Origin of the sequence: Paraburkholderia sp. MM5477-R1 (assembly GCF_050436385.1) — a bacterium.
GTDB classification, from domain to species: domain Bacteria; phylum Pseudomonadota; class Gammaproteobacteria; order Burkholderiales; family Burkholderiaceae; genus Paraburkholderia; species Paraburkholderia tuberum.
The window spans coordinates 34242-49737 of record NZ_JBNDMC010000009.1; the positions used below are offsets into that span (position 1 = coordinate 34242).

The 15496-nt window shown below is 64.4% G+C and carries 15 protein-coding genes; 10 read left to right on the forward strand and 5 right to left on the reverse strand.

Annotated elements, in window-relative coordinates; translation table 11 throughout:
• Nucleotides 1-16: 16 nt before the first annotated feature.
• The 6 genes from hemA to OKW35_RS43095 all read left to right on the forward strand — a co-directional run bounded on the left by hemA (nt 17) and on the right by OKW35_RS43095 (nt 5392).
• Nucleotides 17-1303: a glutamyl-tRNA reductase gene (gene hemA, locus OKW35_RS43070; protein ID WP_090802047.1), complete on the forward strand. Its 1287-nt coding sequence runs from the start codon at nt 17-19 to the stop codon at nt 1301-1303.
• Nucleotides 1304-1424: 121 nt separating this feature from the next.
• Entirely contained in the window at nt 1425-2507 is a 1083-nt protein-coding gene (prfA, locus tag OKW35_RS43075; protein WP_429408188.1) for a peptide chain release factor 1, read from the forward strand.
• Between the two features lie 10 nt (nt 2508-2517).
• Nucleotides 2518-3405 carry a peptide chain release factor N(5)-glutamine methyltransferase gene (gene prmC / locus OKW35_RS43080; RefSeq protein ID WP_429555273.1) on the forward strand — a complete coding sequence of 296 codons (888 nt, stop codon included), beginning with the start codon at nt 2518-2520 and terminating at the stop codon, nt 3403-3405.
• A gap of 112 nt (nt 3406-3517) precedes the next feature.
• A complete protein-coding gene (gene grxD / locus OKW35_RS43085; protein WP_018420101.1) occupies nt 3518-3829 on the forward strand; it encodes a Grx4 family monothiol glutaredoxin in 312 nt (103 codons plus the stop codon).
• A gap of 40 nt (nt 3830-3869) precedes the next feature.
• Nucleotides 3870-4472, forward strand: a complete 603-nt coding sequence (locus OKW35_RS43090) for a UbiX family flavin prenyltransferase (RefSeq protein WP_429555274.1) — start codon at nt 3870-3872, stop codon at nt 4470-4472.
• Between the two features lie 134 nt (nt 4473-4606).
• A complete protein-coding gene (locus tag OKW35_RS43095; RefSeq protein ID WP_184065641.1) occupies nt 4607-5392 on the forward strand; it encodes a DODA-type extradiol aromatic ring-opening family dioxygenase in 786 nt (261 codons plus the stop codon).
• A gap of 117 nt (nt 5393-5509) precedes the next feature.
• Here OKW35_RS43095 and OKW35_RS43100 read toward each other — a convergent pair whose 3' ends face one another.
• A complete protein-coding gene (locus OKW35_RS43100; protein WP_184065637.1) occupies nt 5510-7105 on the reverse strand; it encodes an APC family permease in 1596 nt (531 codons plus the stop codon).
• 429 nt (nt 7106-7534) lie between these two features.
• Between OKW35_RS43100 and OKW35_RS43105 the strand changes: the two genes are divergently transcribed.
• Entirely contained in the window at nt 7535-7738 is a 204-nt protein-coding gene (locus tag OKW35_RS43105) for a cold-shock protein (RefSeq protein ID WP_007180251.1), read from the forward strand.
• A 134-nt stretch (nt 7739-7872) separates the two neighbouring features.
• Here the strand turns inward: OKW35_RS43105 and OKW35_RS43110 are convergent, their stop codons facing one another.
• Entirely contained in the window at nt 7873-9123 is a 1251-nt protein-coding gene (locus OKW35_RS43110; RefSeq protein WP_090802057.1) for an Hsp70 family protein, read from the reverse strand.
• Between the two features lie 188 nt (nt 9124-9311).
• Between OKW35_RS43110 and OKW35_RS43115 the strand changes: the two genes are divergently transcribed.
• A complete protein-coding gene (locus OKW35_RS43115) occupies nt 9312-10805 on the forward strand; it encodes an MFS transporter (RefSeq protein ID WP_429555275.1) in 1494 nt (497 codons plus the stop codon).
• Between the two features lie 103 nt (nt 10806-10908).
• On the opposite strand, the gene OKW35_RS43120 is transcribed toward OKW35_RS43115, so the two are convergent.
• Together OKW35_RS43120 and OKW35_RS43125 are read right to left on the reverse strand one after the other, a co-directional pair.
• Nucleotides 10909-11526, reverse strand: coding sequence for a nitroreductase family protein (locus tag OKW35_RS43120; protein WP_260321396.1), 618 nt, complete (start codon nt 11524-11526; stop codon nt 10909-10911).
• A gap of 169 nt (nt 11527-11695) precedes the next feature.
• On the reverse strand, nt 11696-12979 hold the full coding sequence (locus OKW35_RS43125) for an MFS transporter (RefSeq protein ID WP_184065630.1): 1284 nt from the start codon (nt 12977-12979) through the stop codon (nt 11696-11698).
• A gap of 153 nt (nt 12980-13132) precedes the next feature.
• Between OKW35_RS43125 and OKW35_RS43130 the strand changes: the two genes are divergently transcribed.
• Nucleotides 13133-13807 carry a TetR/AcrR family transcriptional regulator gene (locus OKW35_RS43130; RefSeq protein ID WP_429555276.1) on the forward strand — a complete coding sequence of 225 codons (675 nt, stop codon included), beginning with the start codon at nt 13133-13135 and terminating at the stop codon, nt 13805-13807.
• Nucleotides 13808-13839: 32 nt separating this feature from the next.
• Nucleotides 13840-14394: a DUF1415 domain-containing protein gene (locus OKW35_RS43135; protein ID WP_184065625.1), complete on the forward strand. Its 555-nt coding sequence runs from the start codon at nt 13840-13842 to the stop codon at nt 14392-14394.
• A gap of 20 nt (nt 14395-14414) precedes the next feature.
• Here OKW35_RS43135 and OKW35_RS43140 read toward each other — a convergent pair whose 3' ends face one another.
• Nucleotides 14415-15257 (reverse strand): class I SAM-dependent methyltransferase, encoded by an 843-nt coding sequence (locus tag OKW35_RS43140; RefSeq protein WP_184065621.1) that lies wholly within the window; start codon nt 15255-15257, stop codon nt 14415-14417.
• Nucleotides 15258-15496 lie beyond the last annotated feature (239 nt).

The following is a 15496-nucleotide window of genomic DNA, read 5'->3' on the forward strand; positions in this document are numbered from 1 at the left end:
ACGATAGCTCCCCCAAATGCAGCTTCTAACGATCGGAATCAACCATCACACTGCGCCTGTCGCCTTGCGCGAACGCGTGGCGTTTCCGCTCGAACAGATAAAGCCCGCTCTGGATACGTTCAAAGGCATCTGGCTGGGCCACATGGCCCCCAACGCGCCCGAGGCGGCAATTCTGTCCACCTGCAACCGCACCGAACTCTACTGCGCGACCGACGACCTCGCCGCGCGCGAAGCCTCGGTGCAGTGGCTGTCGAAGTACCACAACCTCCCGATCGATGAACTCGCGCCGCACGTCTATGCGCTGCCGCAGTCCGAAGCCGTGCGCCATGCGTTCCGCGTCGCGTCGGGGCTCGATTCGATGGTGCTCGGCGAAACGCAGATCGTCGGACAAATGAAGGACGCGGTGCGCACCGCCTCCGAAGCCGGCGCCCTCGGCACCTACCTGAATCAGCTATTCCAGCGCACCTTCGCCGTCGCGAAGGAAGTGCGCAGCACCACCGAGATCGGCGCGCAGTCGGTGTCGATGGCCGCCGCCGCGGTACGCCTCGCCCAACGCATTTTCGACAAGATCGCGAACCAGCGCGTGCTGTTCATCGGTGCTGGCGAAATGATCGAGCTTTGCGCGACGCACTTCGCGGCGCAGCATCCGCGGGAACTCGTCGTCGCGAACCGAACCGCCGAGCGCGGCATGCGGCTCGCCGAGCGCTTCAACGGCCGCGCCATTCCGCTCTCCGAGCTCCCCGCGCGGATGCACGAATTCGACATCATCGTGTCGTGCACGGCGTCCACGTTGCCGATCATCGGTCTTGGCGCGGTCGAGCGCGCGGTCAAGGCGCGCCGTCACCGGCCGATTTTCATGGTCGACCTCGCGGTGCCGCGTGACATCGAACCCGAAGCCGGCCAGCTCGAAGACGTGTTCCTGTACACCGTCGACGACCTCGGTGCGATCGTTCGCGAAGGCAATGCGTCGCGCCAGGCCGCGGTCGCGCAGGCCGAAGCGATCATCGAAACGCGCGTGCAGAACTTCATGCAGTGGCTTGATGCGCGCAGCATCGTGCCGGTGATCCGCCACATGCACACGCAGGCCGACACGCTGCGCCGCGCAGAGGTCGAACGCGCGCAGAAAATGCTCGCGCGCGGCGACGATCCGGCCGCAGTCCTCGAGGCACTGTCGCAATCGCTCACCAACAAGCTGATCCATGGTCCTACGCACGCGCTGAATCGCGCGAGCACCGACAACCGCGACAAGCTGATCGAGCTGATGAGCGGCTTCTACAAACACCCCGGCTCTACCGAGCGTTAGCGGCGCAGTGCTCGCCGCACCCCCGCGCGCCACCGCCGTGGCTCGCAAAGTGCTTCCGCCCCGGGCATTCGCCCGTTCCCCTGGCCGCATCCATTCCGGAGTCCGCTCCGCTACCCGCCCGATGAAAACGAGCATGCAACGCAAGCTCGACCAGCTGACCACCCGGCTGGCCGAACTGAACGACCTGTTGAGCCGCGAGGACATCACCGCCAACCTCGACCAGTACCGCAAGCTGACGCGCGAACACGCGGAGCTCGACCCGGTCGTCGAGCATTATGGGCTGTGGCGCCGGGCGCAGAACGACGCCGCCACCGCGCAGGAACTGCTCGCCGACACGTCGATGCGCGATTTCGCCGAAGAGGAAATCCGCGCAGCACGCGATCGTATGGAGACGCTCGGCGTCGAACTGCAGAAAATGCTGCTGCCGAGAGACCCGAACGACGAGCGCAACATTTTCCTCGAAATCCGCGCGGGCACCGGCGGCGACGAATCCGCACTGTTCGCGGGCGATCTGCTGCGCATGTATCTGCGCTATGCCGAGCGCAACCGCTGGCAGGTCGAGATGATGTCGGCGAGCGAATCGGACCTCGGGGGCTATCGCGAAGTGATCGTGCGAATTGCCGGCGATGCCGCGTATTCGAAGCTGAAGTTCGAGTCGGGCGGGCATCGCGTGCAGCGCGTGCCGGCCACCGAAACGCAGGGCCGCATCCATACCTCGGCGTGCACGGTCGCGGTGATGCCGGAAGCGGACGAGATCGGCGAAGTCGAGATCAATCCGGCCGATCTGCGTATCGACACGTTCCGCGCGTCGGGCGCGGGCGGCCAGCACATCAACAAGACCGACTCGGCGGTGCGCGTCACGCACTTGCCGACGGGCATCGTCGTCGAATGTCAGGACGACCGCTCGCAGCACAAGAACAAGGATCGCGCGCTGAAGGTGCTCGCCGCGCGCATCAAGGACAAGCAGGCGCACGAGCAGCAGGCGAAGGAAGCGGCGACGCGCAAGAACCTGATCGGCTCGGGCGACCGTTCGGAGCGCATCCGCACGTACAACTTCCCGCAGGGGCGCCTCACCGATCACCGCATCAACCTGACGCTGTATCGCCTCGACGCGATCATGGACGGCGATCTCGAAGAACTGATCGCGGCGCTCGTCAGCGAGCATCAGGCCGAACTGCTGGCTTCGCTCGGCGACGCGGACTAACGCCCCGACAATGACCGACGCCTCCCCGGCTCCGCTCGACCCCACCGCTCTGCCCGCCACGGCCGAGGCGCTAATACGCGCATCGCCGCTGCCGCCGCTCGAAGCGCGGATTCTGCTCACGCATGTGCTCGGTTGGCGGCGCACGCAGCTGATCACGCGCGGCGAGGAGCCGCTCGAACGCGCAAGCGTCGAGCGTTATCGCACGCTCGAGGCGCGGCGCATGGCCGGCGAGCCGGTCGCGCAGCTCGTCGGTGCGCGCGAGTTCTTCGGGCTCGAATTCGAAGTGACGCCGCACGTGCTGATTCCGCGTCCTGAGACCGAGCTGCTGGTGGAGACCGCGCTCGCGGCGATCGAACCTCGGCCGCGCCCACGTGTGCTCGATCTCGGCACCGGGACCGGCGCAATCGCGGTGGCGATCGCGTCGATGCGGCCCGACGCGCAGGTCTGGGCGCTCGACCGCTCGGTCGACGCGCTCGCCGTCGCCGCGCGCAACGGCGCGCGCCTGCTCGACGTGAAACGCCCGGGGGGCGCCGTCGTTTTCCTGCCCAGCGACTGGTACGGCTCGCTCGACGCCGCGTTGCGCTTCGATGCGATCGTCAGCAATCCACCGTATATCGCGAGCGGCGACCCGCATCTGCGTGAGGGCGATCTGCGCTTCGAGCCGCGCGGCGCGCTCACCGACGAGGCCGACGGCCTCAGCGCGATCCGCGCCATCGTCGCCGGCGCCCCCGAGCGTCTCGCCGCCGACGGCACGCTTTGGATCGAACATGGCTACGACCAGGCCGAAGCCGTGCGCGCATTGTTGAGCGAACGCGGTTTTGCCGAGGTCCGCTCGGCGCGCGATCTCGCCGGCATCGAGCGGATCAGCGGCGGCGTGCTGCGCGCCGCTGCGGCCTGAGCGCGGTCGCCGAGGCTAAAACCCCAGGCGCGACGTGGCTGCGGCCGCCCGTAGCGAAATCCGCTATCATTTCAGCCTATTCCCATCCTTTATCGGAACCGCAAGGTCAGTCATGGATACGCAACAACGCATCAAGCAAATCGTCGACGGCAACAACGTCGTTCTCTTCATGAAGGGCACGGCCCAGTTCCCGATGTGCGGTTTTTCCGGCCGCGCCATCCAGATCCTGAAGGCGTGCGGTGCCGGTGAAATCAAGACCGTCAACGTGCTCGAAGACGACGAAATCCGTCAGGGCATCAAGGTGTTCTCGAACTGGCCGACCATTCCGCAGCTGTACGTGAAGGGCGAATTCATCGGCGGCTCGGACATCATGATGGAGATGTACGAATCGGGCGAACTGCAGCAGCTGTTCGCCGCGGCCTGAGCGTTCTACGCTTCGTTCGCTTCATCAGGCGCCGCAAGCCATGCAGCAAGCACGCACCGCGGTGCCTCGCCGGCTGATCGTCGCGATCACCGGCGCCACCGGCGCCATCTACGGCATCCGGCTGCTCGAGACGCTGCGGCGGCTCGGCGGCGTCGAGAGCCACCTGCTGATTTCGAGCGCGGGTTGGCTCAACATCCAGCATGAACTCGAGTTGGGCAAGGAAGACGTGCATCCGCTCGCGGATGTCGTCCATTCGGTGCGTGATGTCGGCGCGAGCATCGCGTCCGGCTCGTTCGCGACCGACGGCATGATCGTCGCGCCCTGCTCGATGAAAACACTCGCGAGCATCGCGCACGGTTTCGCCGACAACCTGATCACCCGCGCCGCCGACGTCACACTGAAGGAGCGTCGCCGTCTCGTGCTGCTGGTGCGCGAAACGCCGTTCAATCTCGCGCATCTGCGCAATATGAGGGCCGTCACCGAAATGGGCGGAGTGATCTTCCCGCCGCTGCCCGCGTTCTATAACCGGCCTGCTTCGATCGACGAGATGGTCGACCACACTGTCGCACGCGTGCTCGATCTGTTTGCGCTGGGGCCGGCGTTGTCGCCGGCGTGGGAAGGATTGCGGGGCGCGCAGGAGTAACCGCGACAACGCGGATTAACAACGGCTGCGACGCAATCAATTCCCGCCGAGCCCATTTATCAAGCTGGCGTGCGGACCTATATTGGTAGCAACCCAATTTCTCCGTGCCGTGCTTACACGGCCGCGTTGCTGTCATGAACCGCTTACCTTCGCTTTTCCTGTCCCACGGCGCACCCACGTTGCCGATCGATCCGTCAATGCCGTCCGCCGAGTTCGGCGCGCTCGCCACGCAATTGCCGCGTCCCGAGGCAATCCTGATGTTGTCGGCGCACTGGGGTACCGCGCAGCCACTCGCGAGCATCGCGACGGCGCCTGAAACCATCCACGATTTTTATGGTTTTCCGCGCCAGCTCTATGAAATCCAATATCCGGCGCCGGGCGCGCCCGACATCGCACGTAGCGCCGCCGCGCTGCTCGGCGCGAGCGGCATCGTCGCGGACGTGCAGCCGCACGGACTCGACCACGGCGCATGGGTGCCGATGCTGCTGATGTTTCCGCGAGCGGACGTGCCAATCGCGCAACTGTCGATCCAACCGCACAAGGACGCCGCGCATCATTTCCGCGTCGGCCGCGCGCTGCGCGCGCTAAAAGACGAAGGCGTGATGGTGATCGGCTCCGGCCAGATCACCCATAACCTGCGCGCCGCCGATTTCTCCGCGCGCCCGGAAGACGCCGATCCGCGTGTGGCCGAATTCACCGACTGGTTCGAGGACAAGCTCGTCGCGCGCGATATCGACGCGCTGCTCGACTATCGCCGCCAGGCGCCGCACGCGGTGTTGATGCATCCGACCGACGAGCATCTGTTGCCGGTATTCGCCGCGCTCGGTGCCGCCGACGACGACTATTCGCTCGCGATCCAGTCGCTCGGCACCTACCAACGCTCGCTCGCGATGACGAACTACGTGTTCGGGACCGCATGATCCGGCGCGGGGTCGCGCACAAAGGTCAACAAAAAGCCCGCCTGATCATCGATCGGGCGGGCTTTTTATCGGCCCCGAAAGACCCGCGTCGAGCGGATCTTCGGTTTCGACCGGCGCTCAATGCGCGCCGACAACTTCGAGCACTTCGTCGTGCACGAGCCGCTCGTCCAGATACTCCGAACGATAGCCGCTGTTCACGCCCCAGAAGTAGAACACCAACGCGAAGGCGATCACGACGAGCATGTCCCAGCCGTAAGGCAGAATGCCGAAGCCGCCAAACTCCTTGCTGCCGATCAGCGACAGGATCGCCATGATCGGCAGATACGCGACCAGCCACCAGGCGGCCTTCAGGTCACGGCCCCAGCCCTCGAAGCCCGACTTCGCCTGGAAGTAGAAATACACCGGCAGCGCGACGACCATCAGCAGAATGATTTCGCCGGTCAGCGGCCACCTCGCCCAGTACAGGATCAGCGACGCGCAGACGAACGCGAACGGCGCGATCACCTTCATGCCGGCGATGTGCAGCGGGCGCTCGAGATCGGTTGCCGCGCGGCGCAGTGCCATCAGGCTGATCGGGCCGGTCAGGTACGAGATCACGGTCGCGACCGAAATCACCGCCGCGAGCGAACTCCAGCCGCGGAAGAAGAACAGGAAGATGAACGAGACGAGCAGGTTGAACCACATCGCGTTGCGCGGAACGCCATAGAACGGGTGCACGTTACCGAACATCTTCGGCATCGTGTTGTTGCGCTCCATCGCGTAGATCATGCGCGAGGTGGTTGCCATGTAGGTCGTACCGGTGCCGCTCGGGCTCACGAACGCGTCGACGTACAGCAGGATCGCCAGCCAGTTCAGGTTCAGCGCAATCGCCAGTTCCGCGAACGGCGAAGCAAAGCTGAAGTGGCTCCAGCCCTTCATCACGTCGGCCGGATTCACGGCACCGATGTAAGCGATCTGCAGCAACACGTAGATCACGAGCGCGAGCAGGATCGAGCCGATCACCGCGAACGGCACGCTCCTGGCCGGATTTCGCGCTTCACCGGCCAGGTTGATCGGGCTCTGGAAACCGTTGAATGCGAACACGATGCCGCTCGTCGCGACCGCGGTCAGCACCGCCGACCAGCCGTACGGCGCGAACGTGGTCGTCTGGCCAAAGTTCTCGGTGTGGACGCCTGTCATCATCAGGCCGACGATCGTTGCGCCCGGGATCAGGAACTTGAAGATCGTGATCGCCGAGTTGGCGCGCGCGAACAGCTTGACGCCCCAGTAGTTGAGCAGGAAATAGATGATGACGAGCCCGGCGGACAACAGCAGGCCGTTGGTCGTCAACGACCCGTCGACGAACAGCGCATGCGCCCAGGGATAGGGCCAGGTACTCATATATTGGATCGATGCTTCGGCCTCGATCGGGATCACCGACACGATCGCGATCCAGTTGGCCCACGCGCTGATGAAACCGACCAGCGCGCCGTGCGAGTAGCGCGCATAGCGCACCATCCCGCCAGACTCCGGAAACATCGCGCCAAGTTCCGCGTAGGTCAGCGCAATCGCGAGAATCACGACCGCACCGATGATCCATGCGCAAATCGCAGCCGGACCGGCAATTTTTGCAGCCTTCCACGCGCCGAACAGCCAACCCGAACCGATGATCGAGCCCAGACCGGTCAGCATCAGCGCGAATGGCCCGATGTTCCGTTGTATAGAACTTTTCAAGTCTTCTCCTAAATCAGAACCATGTCGGCACCGCGTGACATCGCTTGTGGCGGTGGGGACGGGGTGACGCGCATGTAAGCGCGTCCAGATGCGGAATAGGTGCAACCGACGCGCGGCGCGTAGTTTAACGGTTGCACCGTGTTACTGCAGCGAAACCGCAGCCGAACTAAGGGTTCTCCCTACAAAAAGTTGTCCCCATGCGCAAGCTTTGTAAGAAAATTTCGGATCTGTCCGGCAAAGTTTCGTCTAGACTGTTGACCTTCGTCCGAATTCGCCGTATAACGTTCGGGCAGGATTTCAAGTGGCGAGTGAAGTGGTTCTTTCGTAGTTCGCCCATCAACGGTACTCCGGTTGGTCCCATTACCCCCTTCCTTGATTTTCATGCACCCCGGGCTTCGGCCTTATTCACCATTTTTAGGAAAAAGTAATATGGAAACCGGTACCGTCAAGTGGTTCAACGACGCTAAGGGCTTTGGCTTCATCACTCCGGACGGCGGCGGTGAAGATCTGTTCGCGCATTTCTCGGAAATTCGCACTGAAGGCTTCAAGACGCTCCAAGAAAACCAGAAGGTCACGTTTGAAGTGAAGACGGGCCCGAAGGGCAAGCAAGCGGCTAACATCAAGCCGGTGTAAGCTCCGCGCTTCCTTCTGGACGCAAAAAAACCCCGCCTCGGCGGGGTTTTTTATTACGGCGGCCAATCTGAATGCGCCGATTAACTTCGCGTTACTTCGCAATCCGCGGCGGATTATTTGTTGATTATTCGGGATTATCCGAATACACGCCGCGCATGAATACCGAGGCCGGTCGCAACGCTCGCGAGACGATCGCCGAATACCGCTTGCGCATCTGGAAACGCCGCGGCCAACGCGCCCGACAGAAACGCGAGGCCGGTCGACCCGCCGGTGAAATAGATCGCGTCGACATCGCGCGGCGCGACGCCCGCCGCCTGCACCGTATCGCGCGCGGCCTGCACGATGCGTCGCGTTTCTTCCTCGCCCGCTTTGACGAGCTGCGCTTCGTCGAACGCGAGACGCAGATCCTCTTCCACCTGCTCGAGATCGATCACGGTCTCGCCGCCCGCCGCCACGCCGATCTTCGCCTCTTCCGCGTGGGCGGCGAGCGCGTGCCCGAAACGCTGCTCGACCACGCGCATCAGCCGGTCGTGGTGCTTCGTCTCCGTGAAAAGGTGCCGCATCAGCGCGAGTTCGCTGACGCGCTTTGGCGTGTAGACGGTGTTGATCAGGTGCCAGGTCGCGAGATCGAAATAAATCCGGTTCGGGATTTCGCGCCCTTGCGGATCGAGCGACTGGTAGCCGAGTTCGCGCAGTATCGTGGCGAGTTCGACGCGGCGGTCGAAGTCCGTACCCGCGACGTGCACGCCGTGGTGCGCGAGCACATCGTCCTTGCGCTCGACGCGCTTCATCCGTTCCGGCCCCACTCGCACGAGCGAAAAGTCCGACGTACCGCCGCCGATGTCCGCCACAAGCACGAGCCCCTCGGCGCTCAGGTGCGATTCGTAGTCGAACGCAGCTGCGATCGGTTCATACTGAAAGTGGATGTCGCGCAAGCCGGCCGTGCGCGCAGCGGCTTCGAGCTGTTGCTGCGCCATCTGGTCGGCGCGCGGGTCGTCGTCGACGAAGAACACCGGGCGGCCCAGCACCGCGCGGTCAATCGCGCCGCCGGCGCTCGCCTCGGCCGCGCGCTTCAGGTGAGTCAAGAACGTCGCGATCACGTCGGTGTACTTGATCGCACTGCCGTCGCCGAGATCGGTCGTATTCTCGGCGAGCGGCGAGCCGAGAATGCTTTTCATCGAGCGCATCAGCCGGCCGTCGAAACCGTCGATGTAAGCAGCGAGCGCCGCGCGCCCGAATTCGCTGGTGTGTTCGTCGGTATTGAAGAAGACCGCGGTGGGCAGCGTCGTGTACGCGCCTTCGACCGGCGCCAGCTTCAGCTGCGGGCCGATCGGAACCGCGACGGCCGAATTGGAAGTACCGAAGTCAATCGCGCAATAGTTCATGGCAGGAATGGCCGCTCACGGCTGGCGCGCAAAGAAAGGGGAGCGGCTTTGTATCACGAAAACTCCGGCAGCATCAACTGAAGCTGCCGGGACGGCCGCAAGATCGTTTGAAATCATGGCGCGGAATGGATGTTGCTACGTCCGACCGAATATGCCGCCCCATTTCGCCATCGAGGAGACTTCGCGTCATGAGCGTGCCGCCCACCGCCGCCGTCGATGACCAGCACGCCACGCTGATCGAAACCGATCTGCCGTCGCGGCTAGACCGTCTGCCGTGGGGCCGCTTTCATACGCTGATCGTGGTTGCGCTCGGCGTGACGTGGCTGCTCGACGGGCTCGAGGTGACGCTTGCCGGCGCCGTCGCGAGCGCGCTGAAAACGAGCCCGGCGCTGCGCTTTTCGAATGCCGACGTCGGCCTCGCAGGCAGCGCGTACATTGCCGGCGCGGTGCTCGGCGCGCTCGGCTTCGGCTGGCTGACCGACCGTCTCGGCCGCCGCAAGCTGTTTTTCATCACGCTGACGCTGTATCTGGCCGCGACCGCGGCGACCGCGCTGTCGTGGAATCTGATGAGCTTCATGCTGTTCCGCTTCCTCACCGGCGCGGGTATCGGCGGCGAATACACGGCGATCAACTCGACGATCCAGGAATTCACGCCGGCACGCGTGCGCGGCTGGACCGACCTCGGCATCAACGGCACGTTCTGGGTGGGCGCGGGGCTCGGCGCCGCGGGCTCGCTGGTGCTGCTCGATCCGCACCTGCTGCCTTCCGACTGGGGCTGGCGCGCGTGTTTTTTCATCGGCGCGGTGCTCGCGCTGGTGATCCTGCCGATGCGCATCTGGATACCCGAAAGCCCGCGCTGGCTACTCACGCACGGCGACGAGCGCGACGCCCGCACGATCGTCGAGGGCATCGAGACGCGTTTTCGCGACGCCGGCCACACGCTCGCCGACGACGCCCTCACGCGGCTGCGGCTGCGCGCGCGCGACCATACGCCGTTGCGCGAGGTGTTCCATACGCTGTTCAACGTGCACCGGCGCCGCGCGCTGGTCGGTCTCACGTTGATGACCGCGCAGGCATTCTTCTACAACGCGATCTTTTTCACCTACGCGCTCGTCCTCACCGACTTCTATCACGTGCCGGGCGACGACATCGGCTGGTATCTGCTGCCTTTCGCGCTCGGCAATTTCCTGGGGCCGCTCGTGCTCGGGCGGCTGTTCGACGTGATCGGTCGACGCAAGATGATCGCCGCGACCTACGCGATGTCGGCGATCCTGCTGACGCTGTCCGGCTATCTGTTCGAGCAGCAACTGCTGAGCGTCGTCACGCAGACGGTCGCCTGGATGGTCATTTTCTTCTTTGCGTCGGCGGCCGCGAGTTCCGCGTATCTGACCGTGAGCGAATCGTTTCCGCTCGAAATCCGCGCGCTCGCGATCGCGGTTTTCTATGCGTTCGGCACCGCGCTCGGCGGCATCATCGGGCCGGCGTTTTTCGGTCGGCTGATCGATACGCATCAGCGCAGCGAGGTGTTTTCGGGCTATCTGGTCGGCTCGGCGTTGATGCTCGCGGCGGCGCTCGTCGCGGCGATCTGGGGTGTCGACGCGGAGCGCAAGTCGCTCGAGCATGTGGCCGCGCCGCTGTCCAGCGTGACGGAGGGCGAGAACGGCATGGACGGCGCTGCATGAAAAACGCGCGGACCGTGCCGCGCGTGCCTGACTGCTTCGTTGCTCATCGACTGCTTTCTTCGCTTTACGCGAAATCGCGCGGCAAGCGCGGCGAATTCATCGCTCAGAACGCCTTCTTCCAGGCGCCGGCGTACGCGATATCCGCGAGCGCCGCGCGTTGACGCGGCGCCTTCTCGCGTTCGCGCAGGACCGGGTCCAGTTTGTCGACGTCGCCGTAATGGCCGAGCGAGATCATCGCGATCGGCTCGACGTCCTTTGGTAGTTCGAAGGTGGTACGGAACGCGTTCACGTCGAAGCCGCTCATCTGGTGCGCGGCGAGGCCAAGCGCGTGCGCCTGCAGCACCAGCGACATCGCCGCCGCGCCGGCGTCGTAGAACGCGCAGCGGTTTACGTCGCCCTTGTTGGTCAGTGTGTGCGCGGTCACCGCGATCAGCACCGGCGCGAGCGCATTCCAGCCCTGGTTGAACGGCACCAGCGTGGCGAAAGCCTTCTTGAACGCGACTTCGTCGACGCTGCGATCGAATACCACAAAACGCCAGGGCTGCACGTTATATGAAGACGGCGCCCAGCGCGCCGCTTCGAGCACGGCGCGCAACTGATCGCGGCTCACCGGCTCGCTCGAATACGCGCGAGGGCTCCAACGGCCTGCAATCAGCTCGTGAATGGCAACTTCGGTTGAGGCGGGTTTGGTGGCCATGCGCTTCTCTCGGTAGATATTCATGTTCTCCGGGCGGCTGCCCGAGGCCACATAGCATAACGGGCTTTCGGTGCGCGCTCCAAGTTGCGGCGCGGCGCTATGCGTGCTGGCTGAGAAAACGCGCACGGCCCCGTTATGGGGCCGTGCGTCGTTGCTTCGCTGACGGTGAATCCGCGCGGCTCGCGAGGGCGCCTCAGATTGCCTGCGGCGTCGGCACCTTGGCCGGGCGATTGATGCGCAGCACGATCACCGCGGCGATCAGACACAAGCCGCCGGAAATCATCGATGCGACCGTGTAGGTGCCAAGACTCGCGCGCAGCATGCCCGCGCCGAGCGCCGCGAACGCCGCGCCGAGCTGGTGGCCCGCGACCACCCAGCCGAACACGATCGGCGCCGATTCCTTGCCGTAGACGTCGGTCGCAAGACGCACGGTCGGCGGCACGGTGGCGATCCAGTCGAGACCGTAGAACACCGCGAACAGCGGCAGTCCGAAAAAGTCGATGCCGAACGCGTGCGGCAGATACATCAGCGACAGCCCCCGCAGCCCGTAATACCAGAACAGCAGCACGCGGCTATTGAAGCGGTCCGACAGCCAGCCCGACATCGTCGTGCCGAACAGGTCGAACACGCCCATCGCCGCGAGCAACGACGCGCCCTGCACTTCGGTCATCCCGTAGTCGCCGCACATCGCGATCAGATGGGTGCCGACATAGCCATTGGTGCTCGCGCCGCAAATGAAGAAGCTGAAGAACAGCAGCCAGAAGTCGCGCGTTTTGCTCGCCGACGCGAGCGTGCCGAATGCGATCGCGAGCGGATTCTGCCTGGTGACGGTCGTCGTGATGGGCGCGTCATGGGGTTCGCCGTACGGGCGCAGCTGCATGCTGGCCGGATGCTCGGGCAGCAGGAACGCGACGAGCGGAATCACGACGGCCGCCGCGAGCGCGACGACCCACACGACCTGACGCCAGCCGTAATGCTCGGCGATGGCCGCGAGCAGCGGCAGAAACACCAGCTGGCCGGTCGCCGAGCTGGCGGTCAGGATACCCATCACGAGACCGCGGCGCGTCGTGAACCAGCGCGTCACGACCGTCGCCGACAGCGACAGCGCCGCTACCCCGGTCGAGCCGCCGACCATCACGCCCCAGATCAGCACCATTTGCCACGGATGCGTCATCAGCGACGACAGCGCGACACCCGCGGCCATCGCGCCGAGCGCGCTCAGCAGCGTGGGGCGCACACCGAAGCGCTGCATCGCGGCGGCCGCGAACGGCCCCATCAACCCGTACAGCGCGATGTTCACCGAGATCGCGAGCGAAATCGTCGCGCGGCTCCAGCCGAATTGGTGCTCGAGCGGCACCATCATCACGCTCGGTGTCGCTCGCGTACCCGCAGCCGCGAGCAACACCAGGAACACCACGGCGACGGTCAACCAGCCGTAGTGGAAACGCCCGCCTATCAGTCGCGCAGCCCAGTTCATCGATTCTCCCATCGACGCGGCCCGGGTGGCGGCGTCGTTCGTATTATTGCGGCCTCGGTGAATGACTTGTGACAGATCGGTCACAATAGTGTTGCGATCTTAGTTACTGGTCGGTAACATGTCAAGGCGTCAATCTCATTCGGGTGACTTGCCATGTCCGACAGCGAAACCCCCAAGCCCGCCCCTACTCGTGCGCGGCGCGCGCGCGGCGCACAGACCGCCGGGCCGCAGGCGCAGCTGCATCTGCTGCGCGCGGCCAGCGAGTTGTTCTATCGCGAGGGCGTGCGCACGGTCGGCGTCGATGCGGTGGTCGAGCGCGCGGGCGTGAACAAGATGAGTCTGTACCGGCAGTTTTCGTCGAAGGACGAGCTCGTGATGGCGTATCTGGAGCAGAAGGACGAGCAGTTCTTCCGCTACGTCGAGAAGAGCTTCGCGAAGCATCCGGGCGAGCCGGCGAAGCAGCTTCAGCAGTACTTCGACGACCTCGCGGTGCGCGCCTCGGTCGACGATTACCGCGGCTGCCCGTTCGTGAACGTGTCGGTGGAGTTTTCGGATACCGCGCATCCGGCGCGGCAGTTCGTGTTCCGCAACAAGCAGCGCTTGATGGCGCGCCTCGTCGAACTGTCGACAGCGGCCGGCGCCGGCGATCCGCAAGCGCTGGCCGATGGGCTCGGTCTGCTGATCGAGGGCGTGTACGCGGCGAGCCAGACTTACGGGCCGGGCTGCGGGCCGATCCTCGCCGCGCCGAAAGTCGCCGCGCAGTTGATAGCGGCCGCTTGCGGCGGAGAAGCCGGTTCGCTGAGCCAGTCCGTCAGCTGGGTCCTTTAGAATTGCGCGTTTTCCCGTCACATCCGTCCGCCATGCCGTTGCCCGCCGAATCCCACGATGCCGTTATCGCCGCGACCCGTCATTGGCTGACGGAGGCCGTGATCGGCTTGAACCTGTGTCCGTTCGCGAAGGCCGTGCATGTGAAGGGGCAGATTCGCTATGCGCTCAGCGAAGCGGACACGCTCGAAGCGGTGCTGGCCGACCTGGAAGCCGAGTTGCAGACCCTCGTCGCCGCCGACCCCGCCGCCATCGACACGACGTTGCTGATCCTGCCGTGCGCGTTCGAGGACTTTCTCGGCTTCAACGACTGCCTGCTCTTCGCCGACCGGCTGGTCCAGCAACTGCGGCTCGAAGGCGTCATCCAGATCGCGAGCTTTCATCCGCATTACCAGTTCGAAGGCAGCGAGCCCGACGATATCGAAAACTACACGAACCGGGCGCCCTATCCGATCCTGCATCTGCTGCGCGAGGACAGCATCGAGCGGGCCGTGCAGGCCTTTCCCGACGCGGAAGAGATCTACGAGCGCAATCAGGAAACGCTGCGGCGCATTGGCCTCGCGGGCTGGGATGCGTTGATGAAACGCTAAGTGAAGCGCCAGGCCGCGCCTCAGGCCGGCACGAAAAATCGCTCCTTCAGCGCATCGAGCCCGAGCGCGTCCAGCACTTCGCCGAGCCGCTCAGCGGGCCGGCGCCGCGGCAGGTCCTTGTACTGCGCGATGATCAACTCGTTTTTCATCGAGTGTTCCCAGCCGACCAGCTCGGTCACGCTGACCTGATAGCCATGCGCTTCGAGCTGCAGGCAGCGCAGCACGTTCGTGATCTGGCTGCCGAATTCGCGCGTGTGCAGCGGATGCCGCCAGATTTCCGTCAGCGCGTTCTTCAGATCCTTGCCCTTGTTCTGCCGCAGCACGCCGGCCACCTCGGCCTGGCAGCACGGCACGACGACGATGTACTTCGCGTGCTTTTCGAGCGCGAAACGGATCGCGTCGTCGGTGGCGGTATTGCACGCGTGCAGCGCGGTCACGATGTCGATTTCGGCGGGCAACCGCGTCGACGTGATCGACTCCGCCACCGACAGATTCAGAAACGACATCCCCTTGAAGCCGAGCCGCGCCGCCAGCTCTTCGGACTTCGTCACCAGCTCTTCGCGCGTTTCAATGCCGTAAATGTGCGAAGCCCCACCAGCGACATCCTGAAACTCCTTGAAAAACAGGTCGTACAGGATAAAACCGAGGTATGACTTGCCCGCGCCGTGATCGACGAGCGTCAGCGCCCCCTGCTGGTCCTTCAGGTCCTTGAGTAGCGGCTCGATGAACTGGAACAGATGGTAGACCTGCTTCAGCTTGCGACGGCTGTCCTGATTCATCTTGCCGTCGCGCGTGAGGATGTGGAGCTCTTTGAGCAGTTCGACGGACTGGTTGGGACGGATTTCGTGGGTTTTGCCGGACATCGTATGGGCCGCCATCAATTGCAGTGCGAACGTGCGACAGATGACGGAAAAAGAGAAAGGTTGCTGCCAGTTTACCCAAAGTGCGGCAATCCCAGCGAGTACGCTGCCTGGGTCACGCGAGATAGGCGGTCCACCGGGAACACTTCCTGCTCGAAAGGCGCTGCGCGGAATTGTCTCGAGAATGGCTGAAAACAGCTTGAGCGCCGGCTGAGCCTGCGGGTGCAAGCCGCGTCGCCGAA